Below are 17873 nucleotides of genomic sequence, written 5' to 3' on the forward strand. Positions count from 1 at the left end.
ATAACACTGGATAAAAAAAGCCCTCGGCCCGAAGGCCGAGGGCTTATCCATCAGGTCGAGTGCTAGCGCTCGACTTGCTGCCAACGACTGGCGGCTTCATCGTAGGTCGCCAACGTCGAATCGCTGGGCCGGGTCAGCAGGCTGACGCAAAAGATCGCCAGCGCGCAGAACAGAAAGCCGGGAACGATCTCGTACATCTCGAAGATACCGCCGGACAGCTGTTTCCATACGATCACCGTGACCGCGCCGACGAACATGCCGGCTAGGGCGCCCCAATTGGTGGTCCGTCGCCAGAATAGCGAGAACAGGATCACCGGACCGAAGGCCGCACCGAAGCCGCTCCAGGCATAGGAAACCAGATCCAGCACGCTGGAGTCCGGATTGCCGGCGATCAGCAGCGCGATAATAGCGATCGCGAGTACGCCGAAGCGGCCGATCCAGACCAGTTCTTTTTCGGAGGCATGGGGCCGGATGAAGGCTTTGTAGATGTCTTCGGCCAGCGCGCTGGATGAGACCAGCAGCTGGGAGCTGATCGTGCTCATCACCGCGGCCAGGATTGCGGCCAGCAAGAAGCCGGCGACCCAGGGATTGGCCAGGGCAGTGGACATCAGGATGAAGACTTTCTCGCCGTCCGGCAGCGGGTTGTCGGCAAAGTAGGCAATGCCGGTATAGCCGACCGCGATCGCACCGAACAACGAGATCACCATCCAGGCGATGCCGATCAGACGAGCGGTGGGGACATCGCGATGATCGCGCATGGCCATGAAGCGCACGATGATATGCGGCTGGCCGAAATAACCCAGCCCCCAGGCGGCCAGCGAGATGATCGAGAACAGCGACATGCCGCTGAAGATATCGTTGTACGAGGTCTTCATCGCGCCGACCTCGGCAACCGTCTGGGTCCAGCTACCCTGGGTCGTAATAGCCAAGGCCGGGGCGATCAGCAGGGCGAAGAACATGATGATGCCCTGGACGAAATCGGTCCAGGCCACGGCTAGAAAGCCGCCCAGAAAGGTATAGGAGACGATGATCGCACCGCCGCCCCAGAGCGCCCAGTAGTAGTTGATGCCGAAGCTGGCCTCGAACAGCTTGGCCCCGGCGACCATGCCGGCCGAGGTATAGAAGGCAAAGAACACCAGAATCACCAAGGCCGAGAGTACCCGTAGGGCCCGGGTGCGGTCCTCGAAACGGTTGTGCAGAAAGTCCGGCACCGTGATCGAGTCGTTGGCGACCTCGGTATAGATGCGCAGCCGTCGGGCTACGAACTGCCAGTTCAGATAGGCGCCGATGGTCAGACCGATCGCGATCCAGGCACTAGACATGCCCGAAGCATAGATTGCGCCGGGCAGGCCAAGCAGTAGCCAGCCACTCATGTCGGAAGCGCCGGCCGAAAGTGCAGCAACCCCGGGCCCGAGGCTGCGCCCGCCGAGCACATAGTCGGACAGATTGCGGGTCAGTTGATAGGTCGCTCCGCCGATGGCGATCATCGCGGCCAGATAGACCAAGAAGGTGATGAGCGTTGGTAGCGCGATATGCATGCGCCGATCCCCTTGAAAAGATTGTCGTTGTGTTGAATGGGCGGATTGTCGCCGCGGGCGATGCGCTGAGCTCGCCTGGCAATACGAGCACCGCGCAAGCCGAAACAAAGCCAAACCATGGTCCGGCTAAGAGCTACGCAACGCCTGGGCTAGGCAAGACCCAGCAAGAGTCGCGGTTGTATTGCTCTAACAACGGCGGACGATCCGACCGCCGGGCGGACGTCAGTCGATAAGCCGCAGTTTGGTAGGTCTTGTTTAGCGATGCGCCCGGCGTGGTGTTCGGCCAGGAAAGCGCGTGGCGGCCCGTCGGCATGGGCTGTATGCCGGGTTCGGTCTTGAGCACTGTAACCGGAGCAACGGCGACTGGCCGACGTTCAGGCAATTCAAACCAAGACGTTAGTGGCGGCTGGTTTGATGCCGGATGAAACTGATCAGACTGAGTAGTACGCATAGTGGCATGGGTATGGCCAGCCACAGCCAAGTCGCTGTGGTGAGCGATTCCTGCATGGTGAGAGCCCCTTGTGGGTCATTGTGGTGAGGGCCGCCACCGGCGGCGGCCCCGGTGGTGGCCTATTTGGCCGGTTCGGTTTCGCGCTCGCGTACACGCTCACGGTTCGGCGCGCGATTGAGTCGTTGCGGCTCGGGTGTGACGAAGGCATGTTCGGTCGGTTCGTCTTCCTCGAGCGACATCAGCGACGCATTGCCGCCGGCGGCGGTGGTATCGCGGGAGACGGCCCGTTCGGTAGCGAAACGGTGCAGGTAGTGCGGCCCGCCGGCCTTGGGGCCGGTTCCAGACAGGCCTTCGCCGCCGAACGGATGTACCCCGACCACGGCGCCGATAATGTTGCGGTTGACGTAGGCATTGCCGACCTTGAGTCGTTTCAGAACCCGCTCCACCGTAGTGTCGATCCGGCTGTGGATGCCGAAGGTCAGGCCGTAGCCTAAGCCGTTGATATTGTCGACAACGTCGTCGATTTCGTCGGCTTCGAAGCGAATGATATGCACGATCGGGCCGAACTGTTCCTCACCGAGCTCATCGATCGATTGCAGTTCGTAGATACGTGGTGCGATATAGGTGCCCTCGCCGGTGTCCTCGCTCAGCTGGCAGGTATACAGCGGCTTGAAGGTCTTATCGGCATATTCGGCATAGGCGGCCAGATTATCGCGGGCCTCGGCGTCGATCACCGGGGTGACATCGGTGCCCAGCCGCCAAGGGTCGCCTACCGACAGTTCGGCCATCGCGCCGGAAAGCATTTCGATCAAGGTATCGGCGATATCCGACTGGACATAGAGCACGCGCAGCGCCGAGCAGCGTTGACCGGCGCTCTGGAAACCGGAGCGAATGATATCGGCGACCACCTGCTCGATCAACGCCGATGAGTCCACGATCATCGCATTCTGGCCGCCGGTTTCAGCGATCAACGGAATGATCGGGCCGTCGCGTTCGGCCAGCGTCAGGTTGATCTTCTTGGCCGTGGCCAGCGAACCGGTAAAAGCCACCCCGGCGATGCGTCGATCGGCGACCAGTTTGGCCCCGATATCGCCGGCGCCGGGGAGATAGGCGAGCACATCACCGGGAAAGCCCGCTTCGTGCATCAGCTCGATCGCCCGGGCCCCGACCAGACAGGTTTGCTCGGCCGGTTTGGCGATCACGGCGTTACCAGCGGCCAGCGCGGCCGCCACCTGGCCGGAAAAGATCGCCAGCGGGAAGTTCCACGGGCAGATCGCGACGAATACGCCGCGTCCGTACAGGCCATAGGTATTGCGCTCGCCGGTGGGCCCGGGCAGGACATGGTCGACCGAGAATTCATCCTCGACCTGGACGGCATAGTAGCGACAGAAATCCACGGCCTCGCGGACTTCGGCCACGCCGTCGGCGAGATTCTTGCCGGCCTCGCGGGTGCAGCGTGCCATCAGCTCGCCCATATGCGATTCCAGCAGATCGGCATAGCGACGCAGACAGGCCGCGCGTTCCACGGCTGGGGTCGAGGCCCAGCGCGGCGCGGCCGCGGCGGTCGTGGCCAGTGCTGCCTCGACATCGTCGTCGTCCGCAAAAGCGACCTGACCAACGGTACGCTCGTTATAGGCCGGATTGCGGATCCCATTCGCCTGGCCGTTGCTGAGCGCATCGGCCGCCCGCTTGGGCAGCTGGCCGCCAATCAACGGACCGGCCTGCCAGGTCTGCTGCTCGGCCTCGGCCATGGTCTGCGATAGCGATTCGAGATGGCGCAGGTCCGACAGATCGATGCCCTTGGCATTGGGTCGGCGTTCACCGTAGAGGTGATGCGGCAGCGGAATACGCGGGTGCCGGATCTGGTTCTGCTCGCGCACGGTGCGCACCGGATCGGCCACGATGTCCTCGATCGGCTCGTTCTCGTCGACCAGACGATTCACGAACGAGCTGTTGGCGCCGTTTTCCAGCAGCCGTCGGACCAGATAGGCCAGCAGGTCTTCGTGGGCGCCGACCGGGGCATAGATTCGACAGCGCGGGCGGTTGTCGGCATCGCCTTTTTCCACGATTTCGGAATACAGATCCTCACCCATGCCGTGCAGGCGCTGGAATTCGAAATCGTTTCGTTCGCCGACCAAGTGCCGGACATAAGCCAGGGTATGCGCGTTGTGAGTAGCGAACTGGCCATAGAACACGTCCGAATGCGCTAGGATGCGTCGGGCACAGGCCATGAACGAGACATCGGTGTTGATCTTGCGGGTGAACACCGGATAGTCGGCCAGGCCGCCTTCCTGGGCGCGCTTGATCTCGGTATCCCAGTAGGCGCCCTTGACCAGCCGCACCATGATCCGGCGGCTATGGCGGCGGCCGAGTTCGGCCAGCCATTCGATCACGTCCAGGGCTCGCCGCTGATACGCCTGGACCGCGAGCCCGAGGCCTTGCCAGTCGCCGAGTTCAGCGTCGGCCGAGGCCATCTCGAACAGCTCGAGCGACAAATCCAGCCGGTCGGCCTCTTCGGCATCCACGGTGAGATTGATGTTGTACTGGGCCGCCAATCGGGTCAGTTTCTGTAGACGGGGGAGCAGTTCGTCGAGTACGCGCTGGCGGTGACCCAGCTCGTAGCGGGCGTGCAGGGCCGAGAGTTTGACCGAGACGCCAGGAGCATCCTCGGGCCCCCGCTCGCGGCTGACTTCGCCGCAGGCCACAATCGCCCGGTGGTAGTCGTCGAAGTAGCGCTGGGCGTCGGCATCGGTGCGGGCGGCTTCGCCGAGCATGTCGTAGGAATAGGAATAGCCGCGTTTTTCCAACGGTTTGGCGTTGCGAATCGCCTCGTCGATCGAGCGGCCCATCACGAACTGATGGCCCATGACCCGCATCGCGCGGCGTACCGCCGAGCGAATGAACGGCTCGCCCGAGCGACGGACCATGCGTCGCATGGTGCTGCGGAAGTTGCGTTCGGGCAGATCCTCGCGGCGCAGCATGCGCCCGGAGATCATCAGCCCCCAGGTCGAGGCATTGACGAACCAAGATTTGGATTCGCCCATATGCGATTCCCAGTTGGAACCGCCGATCTTGTCCTCGATCAGCTTGTCGACCGTTTCTGAATCCGGGATGCGCAGCAATGCTTCGGCCAGACACATGAGCACCACGCCCTCGGCGCTGGATAGCTCATATTCCTGCATGAATGCATCGATGCCGCCGCCCTCGGTGGCTTTTTCGCGTACCACTTCGACCAGCTTGGCAGCGCTGGCCTCGATCTCACGGGCGGGTGCCTCGTCGAGGGCGGCGATATCGAGTAGACGTTCGACCTGTTCGGCCTCGTCGACCCGATAGGTGGCGAGCACGTTCTGATAGCTCGGGTCCTCATAGACTCTGGGGGCTGACCATTGCATTGCGCGACTCCCGTGATGAAAATCCAGCACCGTATTCTCGTAATACGGCGCGCACGTCGCGACGAAACGCTGCGGCGAACGGGGGCCCGACACGCCCCTGGGCCGCGCCTGTGTCCGGGCGGCATGCTCTTTGAGCCTATCGCTTATTGGGACGGCGATGTTGTTTAATTTTGGCCGAGCATTGTTCGAAACAACATCGGCGCCGTGTTTTCGCAGTGCTAAGGCGAGCGCCTATGAATCAGACCGACGCAAGATTGAACCCGGTCCAGCTGGGCCAGGGCCAGCACCGACACGGGTTTACGCAGCTGCTGTTCGGGCTGAGTGGCGCTGTTGTCTGTGATATGGCCACCGGGGCTTTCGAGGTCTCGGCCCACCAGATCGGCATCGTGCCGCGCAATGCCAGCCATTATTTCGCTGGCCGAACCGAAAACAGCCGGCTGTTGGTGGTGGATCTGTTTCTGGACGACGATGTCGTGCGTCAGATTCAAACGCTGGACGCTAGGCAGTCCTTCGACGATGTCTTCATGGCGCCGCGACTGTTCGGCCTGCCGAGCGAGCTGCGGCCGATGGTCGATTGTGCCGTACCGCAGCTGGGGCACGCGGCGCGTACCAATCGGCTGTTGTCGCATCAATGGGCGACCATGCTCGCCGTTCAGGTCTATCGACTATTGACTGCGGCCCCGGAACGGCGCCCGCGCGAGGAGCGGTTTCAGCATTTGATTGATTGCCGGCTCGATACGCCGCCGAGCAACGCCGAATTGCAGCAGCATCTGGAAATGAGCGGCTCGGCGCTCAATCAATGGTGTCGGCGCCGCTATGGGTTGTCGCCGCAACAGGTGGTGATGCGACGACGGCTGTACTGGGGCATGGATCGGCTCATCAACTCAAATCACTCGATCGGCCAAATTGCCCATGACATGGGCTTTGCCGATGCGCCGAGTTTTACGCGTGCCTTCGGCCGGGTGTATGGCACGTCGCCCGGGGCCGCGCGGCGGGCCGGCACTGAGCACGCCGATGGCAGCCTCATGAATCCACGTCGGGCCAATGCTCGGAGCACTGTAGCCCTTGGGCCTGGTGGGGGTTCGTGCGAGTCCACGTCAAGCGCTGTCATACGGCACGACCCGGCGTAGCGAAAGCCGTATTGCCGTGCCCGCGCGCGACGGCGGTCGTCGTGCCTTGGGACTGGGGCGCCTATGCCAACCGAACCCGGGCGGCCTGTGCCACGCGGATCCGTGGTACGTCACGATCCAGACTGTGCCCCTCGCAGAACATGCTAAGGCGCACGCGAATGCGGCACGGACGACACATCAATAGCCCTTGGATGTCGGCGCTGTGCTGCTGCGATCTGGTCTCGGCTATTTGGTATAAAGCCTGAGATTCTGTACCCGAGCTCGATAGGCTTCCATACGTTCGCGCAGCCCGGTCTGGTGGGCTGAGGCCACACAGTGCAGCAGTACGTTGAGCGCACTGGTCAGCCCGCCCGTGGATTCCAGGATTAGCCCGGTCTGGGTCTGCATGCTCACGATGTACGGGGTATCGATATAGCGGGCGATACCGTACTCGTCGCTGAAGACGACGAGATCGGTCTCATTCGCCAGACAGTCGTTGGCGAAGGTAATGCCGGCCTCGGCGTAGGGCGTGATATCGATCAGCACGACACAGCAGCGTTCGTTGCGGCTGTCGATCCACTGGCCGAGCACGCCGCTGTACAGATCGATGAACTCCACCCCGGGCCGGACCAGGGCCAGCCGATTGGCAAAATCCTCGGCCAGTCCACGTACCGTCTGGAAGCCACACACGAACACCCGTTCGGCTTCGGCGACGCGTGCCACCACGGCTTGCCAGTGGGCGCCGCTGAGTTGTTCGGCAAAGGCCTTGAGCGCATTGATCTCGGCGTTGAGATGGCCCATCAGATCGGCCGGCTGGTTCTCGACGCGTTCGATGAGCGTGGCATTGAGCAGCGAATGCGAACGCACCTCGTCGCGCAGGGCTTTTTTGAGACCGTCGACGCCCTTGTAGCCCAGCCGGCGCAGGAATCGGCTCACCGTATTCGGGCTGACCCCGCTCTTTTCGGCCAGGCTGGCCCCGGTTTCGAACGCCAGGTTCTCGAGATTGGCTTCGAGTGTTGCGTAGAGCGCGCGCTCGGCCGGCGACAGGCCGCCATCGAGACGGGCGATCTGCTCGGCTAAGAGCGACGATTGTCCGGTATTTGACATTCGTATGGCATCCGAATTGTTTATGGTATTTGCATGTCACGCGGTTCTACATTGGTACCTGACGTCCAAGGCCGATCGCCCCGAAGCGCGATGGTCTTGAATGCCGTGACCCGCGTGAATGGTCGGCGGCCGAGCAGCGCGTACTGTGCTTGCGGTCTGGGCTTTGCGGTCATTCTCGCACTGTTCGAGGAGAGGTTTTGCGAATGAATCGACTGCGTGCCCGCGAGCTGGGGCTGCCGATGCCGGGTGTGACCGGGCCCTACAACGCCATCACCGATGTGAAAGACCTACAGGTCGGCTACACCACGCTTGACGATACCGCGGCCAACGGCCGACCGATCAAGACCGGTGTGACTGCGATTCTGCCGCGCGGACGCGCCCGTCGGCCGATGCCGGTCTGGGCCGGATTTCATGCCCTGAACGGCAATGGCGAGGTCACGGGGACGCACTGGATCGAGCATGGCGGTTATTTCGTTGGCCCGGTCTGCCTGACCAACTCACACAGCGTGGGGATCGTGCACCACGCGGCCACCCGCTGGCTGCTCGAACATCATGCCGCCACATATCATGCGCACCATCTTTGGGCGATGCCGGTCGTGGCCGAGACCTACGACGGGGTGCTCAACGATATCAACGGTCAGCACATCGAAGCCCACCACGTCCACGATGCCTTAGCAGCAGCCAGCGACGGGCCGATCGCCGAAGGCAACGTCGGCGGCGGTAACGGCATGATCTGCTATGGCTTCAAGGGCGGCACGGGCACAGCCTCGCAGCGCATTACCGTGGGTGATGTCAGCTATACCGTGGGGGTGTTGGTACAGGCCAACCACGGGCGGCGCGATTGGCTCACGGTCTGCGGGGTGCCGGTCGGTGAGCGTTTACGCGACGAGGACGAGCCGGCGGAGCTCAATCGTGAGCGCGGCTCGATCGTGGCCGTGATCGCCACCGATGCGCCGATGCTGCCGCATCAGCTCAAGCGGCTCGCCCAGCGTGCCGGCTTGGGCATCGCGCGCTCCGGCACCCCGGGCGGTAACGACTCGGGCGATATGTTTCTGGCCTTCAGTACCGCCAACCAAGGTCCGCTTCCCCAGCTGGCGCCCGTGCAGCAACAGATGCGCTATCTGAACAACGAATATTTCGATCCCTTCTATATGGCGGTCGTTCAGGCGACCGACGAAGCGGTGCTCAACGCCATGCTCATGGCCGAGGGCGCCCCCATGCACAAACCCGCCGGCTGGTGTCCAGCGCTCGATGCGATGCGCTTAGCGCCGCTATTGGATGCAGCGGGGATCGCCATCCGCACCGGCGACGTTTGATTTTGTGCCGATCGCACGGCGGTCGGACTCGTTCAGCGAGGCAACCCAGAGGACTTGGTTCATGACAACTGCCCAAACATCTTCAACTTCGCCGGGGGCGAGCAATCGTCTGTCCGGCCAACTCGGCACCGCAGGCGTGGTCTTTATGGTGGTCGCGGCGGCCGCACCGTTGACGGTAGTCAGTGGCAACGTACCGCTGGCGATCGGTCTCGGTAACGGGGCTGCGGCGCCGCTCGGTTTCGTATTCGCTTCGCTGGTGCTGCTGCTGTTTTCGGTCGGCTTCGTTGCGATGACGCCATACGTCAAACAGGCCGGGGCGTTTTTCACTTATGTTGGCACGGGGCTGGGTGCCCGGGCCGGCCAGGGTACGGCCTTCGTGGCGTTAGTCACCTATACCGCGATTCAGCTCGGTATCTATGGGTTTTTGGGCTGGGCAGTCAACGACACGGTGGTCTCGATGGGCGGCCCGGCACTGCCGTGGTGGCTGTATGCCGGCATCGCCCTGGCGGCGGTCGCCGCACTCGGCTACCGGCATATCGAGCTCAGTTCGAAGGTGTTGGCCGTGGCTCTCATCCTGGAAATCGGCGTGGTGTTGATCATGAACATCGCGATCGTGGCGGAGCCGTCGGGCAGCGCGCTGGCCAGTCTGGCGCAGCCGCCGAGCGCGGCCGCCGAGGCCGGGCCCTTCGGTATCGCTGTGCTGTTCGGCGTGACCGGCTTTATCGGTTTCGAGGCCACCGCCGTGTTTCGCGACGAAGCCCGCGATCCGGATCGCACCATCCCGCGCGCGACCTATCTGGCGGTACTGATCATCGGTGCGTTCTATACCCTGTCGTGCTGGTGTCTGGTGCATGCCTGGAGCGCGGACTCGGTGCGCCAAGTCGCCAACCAGTATCTGTCTAGCGGCGGCAATATGGTGCTCGATACCGCCCGCTTTTATACCGGCCACGTATTGGCCGATCTCATGCAGATTCTGTTGTTGACCAGTCTCGTGGCCTGCGTACTGTCGTTCCACAACATCGTGGCGCGCTATCAATTCGTGCTGGCCAACTTCGGCATCCTGCCGCGTAGGTTCGCAGCCACCCATGCACGCCACGGCTCGCCGCATGTCTCTTCGCTTTTTCAGACTGCCACGGCGATCGTGCTGGTCATGCTGTGTGCGATCAGTGGCGCTAGCCCCTTGGTGGGGGTGTTCGGTTCGATGGCCGGTATCGCTACTGTGGGCATCGTCATGCTCATGCTGCTGACGTCGCTTGCCGCGGCTGCGTTCTTTTTCAAGGCTTCGGGCAGCAGTATGACAACCCGCTGGGTACCGGTCGTGGCGACTGTGCTGCTGGCTTTCATCCTGTATCTGGTCTTAGTCAACTTCACCACCGTGACTGGCCTCGGTGTCGGCATCAGCACGCTGCTGGCGATCATCCCGATGGCAGCGTTCGGCTTAGGGTTCGTAGCTATCAAGCAGACCTCGTTGAACAAGCTGGCGGTGCTGTCGACGGTCGATTAGATCGGCACGGTCTCCGCCCCAAACAAGACAGCCCGCTGGAAGCGGGCTGTCTTTGTACGGCCTGAAGCTTTACGACCCGGTCAGACTTCGAGGTAGTCGAGAATGCCCTTGGCGGCCTCGCGACCTTCGAACACGGCCGTGACCACCAGATCCGAGCCGCGCACCATGTCGCCGCCGGCGAAGATCTTGGGGTTGGTGGTCTGGTGCTTGAAGCGACCCTGCTCGGGGGCGATCACTCGGCCGCCGTCGTCGCATTCGACTTCGTGGGTGTCGAACCAGTCCTGCGGGTTCGGGCGGAAGCCGAAGGCGATGATCACGCGGTCGGCTTCGATGACCTCTTCGGTGCCAGGGACCGGCTCCGGGCGACGACGGCCGCGCTCGTCGGGATCACCGAGCCGGGTGGTCACCATTTTGATGCCTTCGACGTGGGTATCCCCTACGATCTCGACCGGCTGGCGATTGAACAAGAACTGCACGCCTTCTTCCTTGGCGTTTTCGAACTCGCGGGCCGAGCCCGGCATGTTCTCTTCGTCGCGTCGATAGGCACAGATCACTTCGGTCGCGCCCTGGCGGATCGAGGTCCGGTTGCAGTCCATAGCAGTATCGCCGCCGCCGAGAACCACCACGCGCTGGCCGGACATGTCGATGAAAGGATGCTCGCCCTTCACACCGATCTCGCGATTGATGTTGCCGACCAAAAAGGGCAGGGCTTCGTGGACGCCGGACAGGTCTTCGCCGGGGAAGCCCCCCTTCATGTAGGTATAGGTGCCCATGCCCATGAATACGGCATCGTATTCTTGCATGAGCTCGTCGATCTGGATGTCACGGCCGACCTCGCAGCCGAGCCGGAATTCCACGCCCATGCCTTCCATGACTTCGCGGCGAGTTTCCACAACGTCTTTTTCGAGCTTGAAAGGCGGGATGCCGAAGGTCAGCAGACCGCCGATGCGCGGGTACTTGTCGAAGACCACGGCCTTGACGCCGCCGCGCACCAGAATATCCGCCGCCCCCAGCCCGGCTGGGCCGGCCCCGATCACGGCGACCTTCTTGTCGGTCCAGACCACGTCCGAGACATCTGGCCGCCAGCCTTGCTTGAAGGCTTCGTCGGTAATGTATTTTTCGACCGAGCCGATGGTGATCGCGCCCAGGCCGTCGTTCATAGTGCAGGCGCCTTCGCACAGGCGGTCCTGCGGGCAGATACGGCCGCAGATCTCGGGCAGCGTGTTCGTGGCGTGCGACAGTTCTGCGGCCTCGAACAGATTGCCCTCGTTGACCATCTTGAGCCAGTTCGGAATGTAGTTGTGCACCGGGCACTTCCATTCGCAGTACGGATTGCCGCAGGAAATACAGCGTCCGGACTGCTGGACGGCCGTTTCCTTGTCGAACTGACCGTAGATCTCGGCGAACTCGTGGATACGCACGGGCACGGCCACCTTGGCCGGATCCTGGCGCGGTACGTCGAGAAACTGAAGATTGTTCTTTGCCATCGATGTCCCTTGTCGCGATGCAAAAGCGGGCCGCGGTCGATCCGCGGCCCTGCTGGCGGGCGTTTGGCTTAGGCGGCGCGGGTCAGTGTGTCGAGAATGGTCTCGACGCTTTCCGCCTTTGGCTTGACCAGCCAGAACTGGCCGACGTAGTCGCGGAAATCCTCGAGGATCTCCGAACCCCAGGCACTGCCCGTGGCGTCTACGTAGGCTTCGATGAGCTGGTACAGATAGTGCCGGTGGGCTTCCATGTTCTCAGAGACCACGCGATGAATGTCGATCAGCTCGTGGTTGTAGCGATCGACGAACTCGCGTTTTTCATCCAGCACATAAGCTGCACCGCCGGTCATGCCGGCCCCGAAGTTCACGCCGGTGCCGCCAAGCACGACCACACAGCCGCCGGTCATGTATTCACAGCCGTGATCGCCTACGCCCTCGACCACAGCCGTGGCGCCCGAGTTGCGTACCCCGAAGCGCTCCCCGGCCTGGCCGGCCGCATACAGCGTCCCGCCGGTAGCGCCGTACAGGCAGGTGTTGCCGATGATTGCCGCATCGCGGGCCACGAAGGCTGCGTTGTCGGCCGGCCGGATGATGATACGGCCGCCGGCCATGCCCTTGGCCACATAGTCGTTGGCGTCCCCGGTGAGATGCAAATGCAGCCCGCCGGCGTTCCAGACGCCGAAGCTCTGGCCGGCGGTGCCGGTCAGCTCCAGTGTGATCGGCGTGTCTTCCATGCCAAGGTTGCCGTGACGGGCGGCGATCTCGCCGGATACACGGGCGCCGATCGAGCGGTCGCTGTTGCGCACGTCGTAGGCGAATGTGCCTCCGGCCTTGTTCTCGATCGCTTCCAGGGTATCCGCGACCATGCGCTCGGCCAGTTCGCCCTTGTCGAAAGGCTGGTTGTGCGGCGAGACACAGTACATTGGATTGTCGTCGGCCAGCCCGCCTTTGGACAGCAATGGCTTGAGATCCAGCGCCGATTGCTTGGCGGTTTCGCCGGGCAGGATTTCGAGCAGGTCGGTACGCCCGATTAGATCCTCGAGTTTCTTCACGCCGATCGAGGCCATGATCTCGCGGGTGTCCTGGGCGATGAACTTGAAAAAGTTCTGCACCATCTCGGGGATGCCGATGTAGTAGCGATCGCGCAGGGTTTGGTTCTGGGTGGCCACGCCCGTCGCGCAGTTGTTCAGATGGCAGACCCGCAGGTACTTGCAGCCGAGCGCGACCATCGGCCCGGTGCCGAAACCAAAGGATTCGGCGCCCAAGATCGCGGCCTTGATCACATCCAGTCCGGTTTTGAGCCCGCCGTCGGTCTGGACCCGGACCTTTTCGCGCAGATCGTTGGCGCGCAGCGTCTGGTGGGTTTCCGACAGGCCCAGCTCCCAGGGCGTGCCGGCATAGCGCACCGAAGTCAGTGGTGAAGCGCCGGTGCCGCCGTCGTAGCCGGAGATGGTGATCAGATCGGCATAGGCCTTGGCCACGCCGGCTGCGATCGTGCCCACGCCAGGCCCGGCCACCAGTTTGACCGAGACCAACGCCTTCGGATTGACCTGCTTCAGATCGAAGATCAGCTGGGCAAGATCCTCGATCGAGTAGATGTCGTGATGCGGCGGCGGGCTGATCAGTGCCACACCCGGGCGCGAATAGCGCAGCCGGGCGATCATCTCGTTGACCTTATGGCCGGGCAACTGGCCACCTTCGCCGGGCTTGGCGCCCTGGGCGATCTTGATCTGCAGCACTTCGGCGTTGACCAGATAATGCGGAGTCACACCGAAGCGGCCGGAGGCGACCTGCTTGATCTTGGACATCTTCTCGGTGCCAAAGCGAGCCGAATCTTCGCCGCCTTCGCCGGAGTTCGAGCGCCCACCCATGCGGTTCATGCCCTGGGCCAGCGACTCATGAGCTTCGGGCGATAGGGCGCCTAGGCTCATGCCGGCGGAGTCGAATCTGGGGGTGATGTCCTCGATCGACTCGACCTCGTCGATATCGATAGGGGCCAGATCGTCGCGCAGTGCCAGCAGGTCGCGGAACACGGCGACCGGGCGGCCCTGTACGACCTGGGCATACTCCTGATACTTGGCGTATTCGCCGGAGGACACCGCCTCATGCAGGGTCGCAATCACGTCCGGGTTATAGCAGTGATATTCCTGGCCATAGACGAACTTGAGCAGTCCGCCCTGGTCGATCGCGATACGCGTATTCCAGGCGTTTTTGGCCAGATGCGCCGCATCGGCCTGTAGATGCGCAAAGCTGGCCCCGCCGATGCGCGACACCGTGCCGGCAAAGCACAGATCCACGACCTCGTCGGCCAGACCCACGATTTCGAACAGCTGGGCTCCGCGGTAACTGGTGACCGTCGAAATGCCCATCTTGGACATGATCTTGTATAGGCCCTTATTGATGCCCTTGCGATAGGCCGCGCACAGCTCGTCGGCATCGCGGTCTTTGATCTGGCCGACCGTGGTCAGATCGTTGAGGCATTCATAGGCCAGATACGGATGGATCGCGGTCGCACCGTAGCCGATCAGGCAGGCGAAATGATGGGCATCGCGCGCGCTGGCGGTATCGATGACCAGGTTGGCATCACAGCGCAGGTTCTCGCGGGTCAGCCGATGATGGACGGCGCCGGTGGCCAGCAGAGCTTGGATCGGCAGCTGGCCGGCTTCGACGTTGCGATCGGTGAGCACGATGATCGTTTGGCCATTGCGGACCTCGTCAACCACGCGATCGCATAGCGCTACGATCGCCTCGCGCAGATCGCCGTTGGCCGGATAGGTCAGGTCCAGGGTGACGTGGGCATAGTCGTCATCGTCGACCGACAACAGACGCCGGAACTTGCCGGTGGACAGCACCGGTGAATCGATGACCAGCCGCTTGGCGCGATCCTCCGACTCGTCAAAGACATTGAGTTCGCGGCCGAAACAGGTCTCCAGCGACATCACGATCCGCTCGCGTAGCGGATCGATCGGCGGATTCGTGACCTGGGCGAACTGCTGACGGAAGTAGTCGTAGAGCACGCGGTCGACCCGCGACAAGACCGGGAATGGGGTGTCGTCGCCCATCGAGCCGGTCGCTTCCTGGCCGGCTTCGGCCAGCGGGCGCAGTACCTGATCCCGTTCCTCGAACGTCACGTGGAAGAGTTTTTCCAGCGACTTCAGGCGGCTGCGTTCCATCCAGGCTTCATCGCGGGTATCGGTCAGCCGCGATTCCAGAATCCGGGAATGCTTTTTCAGCCAGCGCTTGTAGGGCGCACGGCTGGCCAGGCGGGCATCGATATCACGTGGGTGCAACAGTTCGCCGTTGTCGGTATCCACGGCCAGCATGTCGCCCGGTTTCAGCCGACCCTTGGCGACCACGTCCTCAGGATCGTAATCCCAGACGCCGATCTCGGAGGCCAGGGTGATATGGCGGTCCTTGGTGATCACGTAGCGGGCTGGGCGCAGGCCGTTGCGGTCCATGCAACAGGCCGCATAGCGGCCGTCGGTGAGCACGATGCCGGCCGGGCCGTCCCAGGGTTCCATATGCATGGAGTTGTATTCGTAGAACGCGCGCATGTCGGCCGACATGTAATCCACGTTCTGCCAGGCTGGCGGCATCAGCAGCCGCATGGCATAGAACATGTCCATGCCGCCGGCCAGCAGGATCTCGAGCATGTTGTCGAGGCTGGATGAATCCGAGCCGGTCATCGACACCAGCGGCTGGATGGCTTCCAGATCCGACAGTTTCTCGGAGGCGAACTTGGACGCGCGCGCGGTCGACCAGTTGCGATTGCCGGTGATGGTGTTGATTTCACCGTTGTGCGCCAGATAACGGAACGGCTGGGCGAGCCGCCACTGCGGCAGCGTATTGGTCGAAAAACGCTGGTGGAATACACACAGCGCCGTAGTCAGCCGTTCGTCGGCGAGATCCTTATAGAACACGGTGAGATAGCTTGGCATCACCATGCCCTTGAAGGAGAACACCCGCGCCGACAGCGACGGCACATAGAACGTGTCGTCTTCCGGCAGGGCGTTTTCGGTACGCCGACGGGCGATGATCAGCTTGGTCTCGAAATCGTCGCGGCCCATTTCCTGCGGGGCGTTGACGAAAACCTGCTCGAAGCGCGGCAGGGTCTCGAGCGCTTCGGCGCCACAGGCCGATTCGGCATCGGTCGGCACATCACGCCAGCCGGCTACGGTCAGCCCTACGAATTCGAGTTGCCGGGCCAGCTCGGCTTTCGCAGCGCGGGCGGTGTCGTCGTCCTGGCTCAGGAACACGATGCCGCTGGCATACAGTTCGGCCAGCTCGATGCCGAGCTCGTCGGCGATCGTACGTAAAAATGAATCGGGTTTTTTGATCAACAGCCCGCAGCCATCGCCGGTCTTGCCGTCGGCTGCTACTGCACCACGATGGGTCAGGCGCTCCAGTGCGCCAATCGCGGTATCGACCAGCCAGTGGCTCGGCTTGTCGTCCATATTGGCGATCAGGCCAAAGCCGCAGGCGTCTTTCTCGAACTCTGATGAATAGAGTCCGCCTTGGAAATTGTGCATAGTCCATTCCCTTGGATGGGCTAGAGTCGTCGCAGCACCGGCCGCGGCCCGTTGCGGTCACGCAGTTGAGATAAGCGCGGATTCACTGACGACGGGAGCGCACGTTTACTCGACGCGCGCAAGAGCGGTTGCACCGCGTCATTCAATATAAAAGGCCAACGGTCGACAATCAATCGGCCTGGCCGACCCGCTCAGACTATGCTGCCAGATAATGGTGCAGCGTTTGGTCGAGTGCGTCGCCAAAATCGGTGTGGCGTACGGCGTGGCCGATATCGGCCAGCAGAATCAATGGCAGGGCTCCGGCCGAGACTTTTTTGTCGCGGCGCATCAACTCGAAGATGCGGGCCGCGGAAGTCTGCGGCGGCGGGGCGGTCGGCAGGCCGGCTGCGGCGATCACGGCGTTAATACGTTCGACCTGGGCGCTATCCAGCCAGCCCAGGCGCTGCGAGGTGTCTGCGGCCATGCACATGCCCGCGGCAACAGCCTCGCCGTGCAGCCAGGCGCCGTAGCCGAGCTCGGCTTCTAGGGCGTGCCCGAAGGTATGGCCGAGATTGAGCAAGGCGCGCTCGCCGGCTTCACGCTCGTCGGCAATTACGACTTCGGCCTTGTTGGCGACCGAACGGCGGACGATTTCGGTGATCAACTCTGGCTCGCGGGCGTTGATTCCGGCCATGTTGGCTTCCAGCCAGTCGAAAAAAACCGCATCGCGAATTAGCCCGTATTTGATGACTTCAGCCATGCCGGCAGCGAATTCCCGCTCCGGCAAGGTGACCAGAACGTCGATGTCGGCCAGCACCCGCTTGGGTTGGTAGAAAGCCCCGATCATGTTCTTGCCCAGCGGATGGTTGACGCCGGTCTTGCCACCGACCGAGGAATCGACCTGGGCCAACAGGGTAGTCGGTACCTGCACGAAATCGATGCCGCGCTGATAAACGGCCGCGGCGAACCCGGCGACGTCGCCGATCACGCCGCCGCCGAGGGCCACGATCGTGGCATCGCGTCCGTAGCCGCCGGCTAACAGGTGTTCTGCGACGGTATCCAGCGTCGCCAGGGTCTTATAGGCTTCGCCGTCCGGCAAGATCAGCGTATCGACGTCATGTTCGGCCGTCAGTGCCTGTTCGACCGGGGCGCGATAGTGTTCGGCGACGGTATCGTTGGTCACGATCAGGACACGGCGCCCGCGAATGGCACCGGCATAGGCCTGTGGATCGGCGATCAAGTTCGGGCCGATATGGATATCGTAGCTGCGTTCGCCGAGGGCGACATGCAGCGTAGCGGTTGCGGCCTGATCACTCATCCTTTCATCCTGTAGCGGTGGGCGTTGACGTTGGGGTATCGAAGATCGCGACGGCCTGTGGGCGTACGACGACCGCTCCGGCCAGCTTATCGTGCCAGCCTTGGTTGCAGGCATCGATATCGATTCAGAGCATGCCCAGCCCACCG

General features: G+C 62.7%; 9 protein-coding genes. 3 read left to right on the forward strand and 6 right to left on the reverse strand.

All coding sequences use genetic code 11. The annotated features are described in order from the left end of the window. Nucleotides 1-62 precede the first annotated feature (62 nt). Nucleotides 63-1538 carry a sodium/proline symporter PutP gene (gene putP, locus V5738_RS04155; RefSeq protein ID WP_423823144.1) on the reverse strand — a complete coding sequence of 492 codons (1476 nt, stop codon included), beginning with the start codon at nt 1536-1538 and terminating at the stop codon, nt 63-65. Nucleotides 1539-2108: 570 nt separating this feature from the next. Further along, nucleotides 2109-5381, reverse strand: coding sequence for a bifunctional proline dehydrogenase/L-glutamate gamma-semialdehyde dehydrogenase PutA (gene putA, locus V5738_RS04160; RefSeq protein ID WP_423823145.1), 3273 nt, complete (start codon nt 5379-5381; stop codon nt 2109-2111). A 233-nt stretch (nt 5382-5614) separates the two neighbouring features. Here putA and V5738_RS04165 point away from each other — a divergent pair, with 233 nt between their 5' ends. Then, nucleotides 5615-6511 carry a helix-turn-helix domain-containing protein gene (locus V5738_RS04165; RefSeq protein WP_423823146.1) on the forward strand — a complete coding sequence of 299 codons (897 nt, stop codon included), beginning with the start codon at nt 5615-5617 and terminating at the stop codon, nt 6509-6511. Between the two features lie 225 nt (nt 6512-6736). On the opposite strand, the gene V5738_RS04170 is transcribed toward V5738_RS04165, so the two are convergent. Then, on the reverse strand, nt 6737-7597 hold the full coding sequence (locus V5738_RS04170) for a MurR/RpiR family transcriptional regulator (RefSeq protein WP_423823147.1): 861 nt from the start codon (nt 7595-7597) through the stop codon (nt 6737-6739). Between the two features lie 203 nt (nt 7598-7800). On the opposite strand from V5738_RS04170, the gene V5738_RS04175 reads away from it, so the two are divergent. Both V5738_RS04175 and V5738_RS04180 read left to right on the forward strand, forming a co-directional pair. Next, nucleotides 7801-8913 carry a P1 family peptidase gene (locus V5738_RS04175; RefSeq protein ID WP_423823148.1) on the forward strand — a complete coding sequence of 371 codons (1113 nt, stop codon included), beginning with the start codon at nt 7801-7803 and terminating at the stop codon, nt 8911-8913. A gap of 61 nt (nt 8914-8974) precedes the next feature. Next, nucleotides 8975-10417 (forward strand): APC family permease, encoded by a 1443-nt coding sequence (locus tag V5738_RS04180; protein WP_423823149.1) that lies wholly within the window; start codon nt 8975-8977, stop codon nt 10415-10417. A gap of 80 nt (nt 10418-10497) precedes the next feature. Here the strand turns inward: V5738_RS04180 and V5738_RS04185 are convergent, their stop codons facing one another. The 3 genes from V5738_RS04185 to aroB form a co-directional block, all read right to left on the reverse strand. Further along, nucleotides 10498-11904, reverse strand: a complete 1407-nt coding sequence (locus V5738_RS04185) for an FAD-dependent oxidoreductase (protein WP_423823150.1) — start codon at nt 11902-11904, stop codon at nt 10498-10500. A gap of 68 nt (nt 11905-11972) precedes the next feature. Continuing rightward, nucleotides 11973-16430 carry a glutamate synthase large subunit gene (gltB, locus tag V5738_RS04190; RefSeq protein ID WP_423823151.1) on the reverse strand — a complete coding sequence of 1486 codons (4458 nt, stop codon included), beginning with the start codon at nt 16428-16430 and terminating at the stop codon, nt 11973-11975. Nucleotides 16431-16626: 196 nt separating this feature from the next. Next, nucleotides 16627-17727 carry a 3-dehydroquinate synthase gene (gene aroB, locus V5738_RS04195; protein WP_423823152.1) on the reverse strand — a complete coding sequence of 367 codons (1101 nt, stop codon included), beginning with the start codon at nt 17725-17727 and terminating at the stop codon, nt 16627-16629. Nucleotides 17728-17873: the final 146 nt, after the last annotated feature.

Source organism: Salinisphaera sp. SPP-AMP-43, assembly GCF_049568105.1.
In the GTDB taxonomy this organism is placed as follows: Bacteria; Pseudomonadota; Gammaproteobacteria; order Nevskiales; family Salinisphaeraceae; genus Salinisphaera.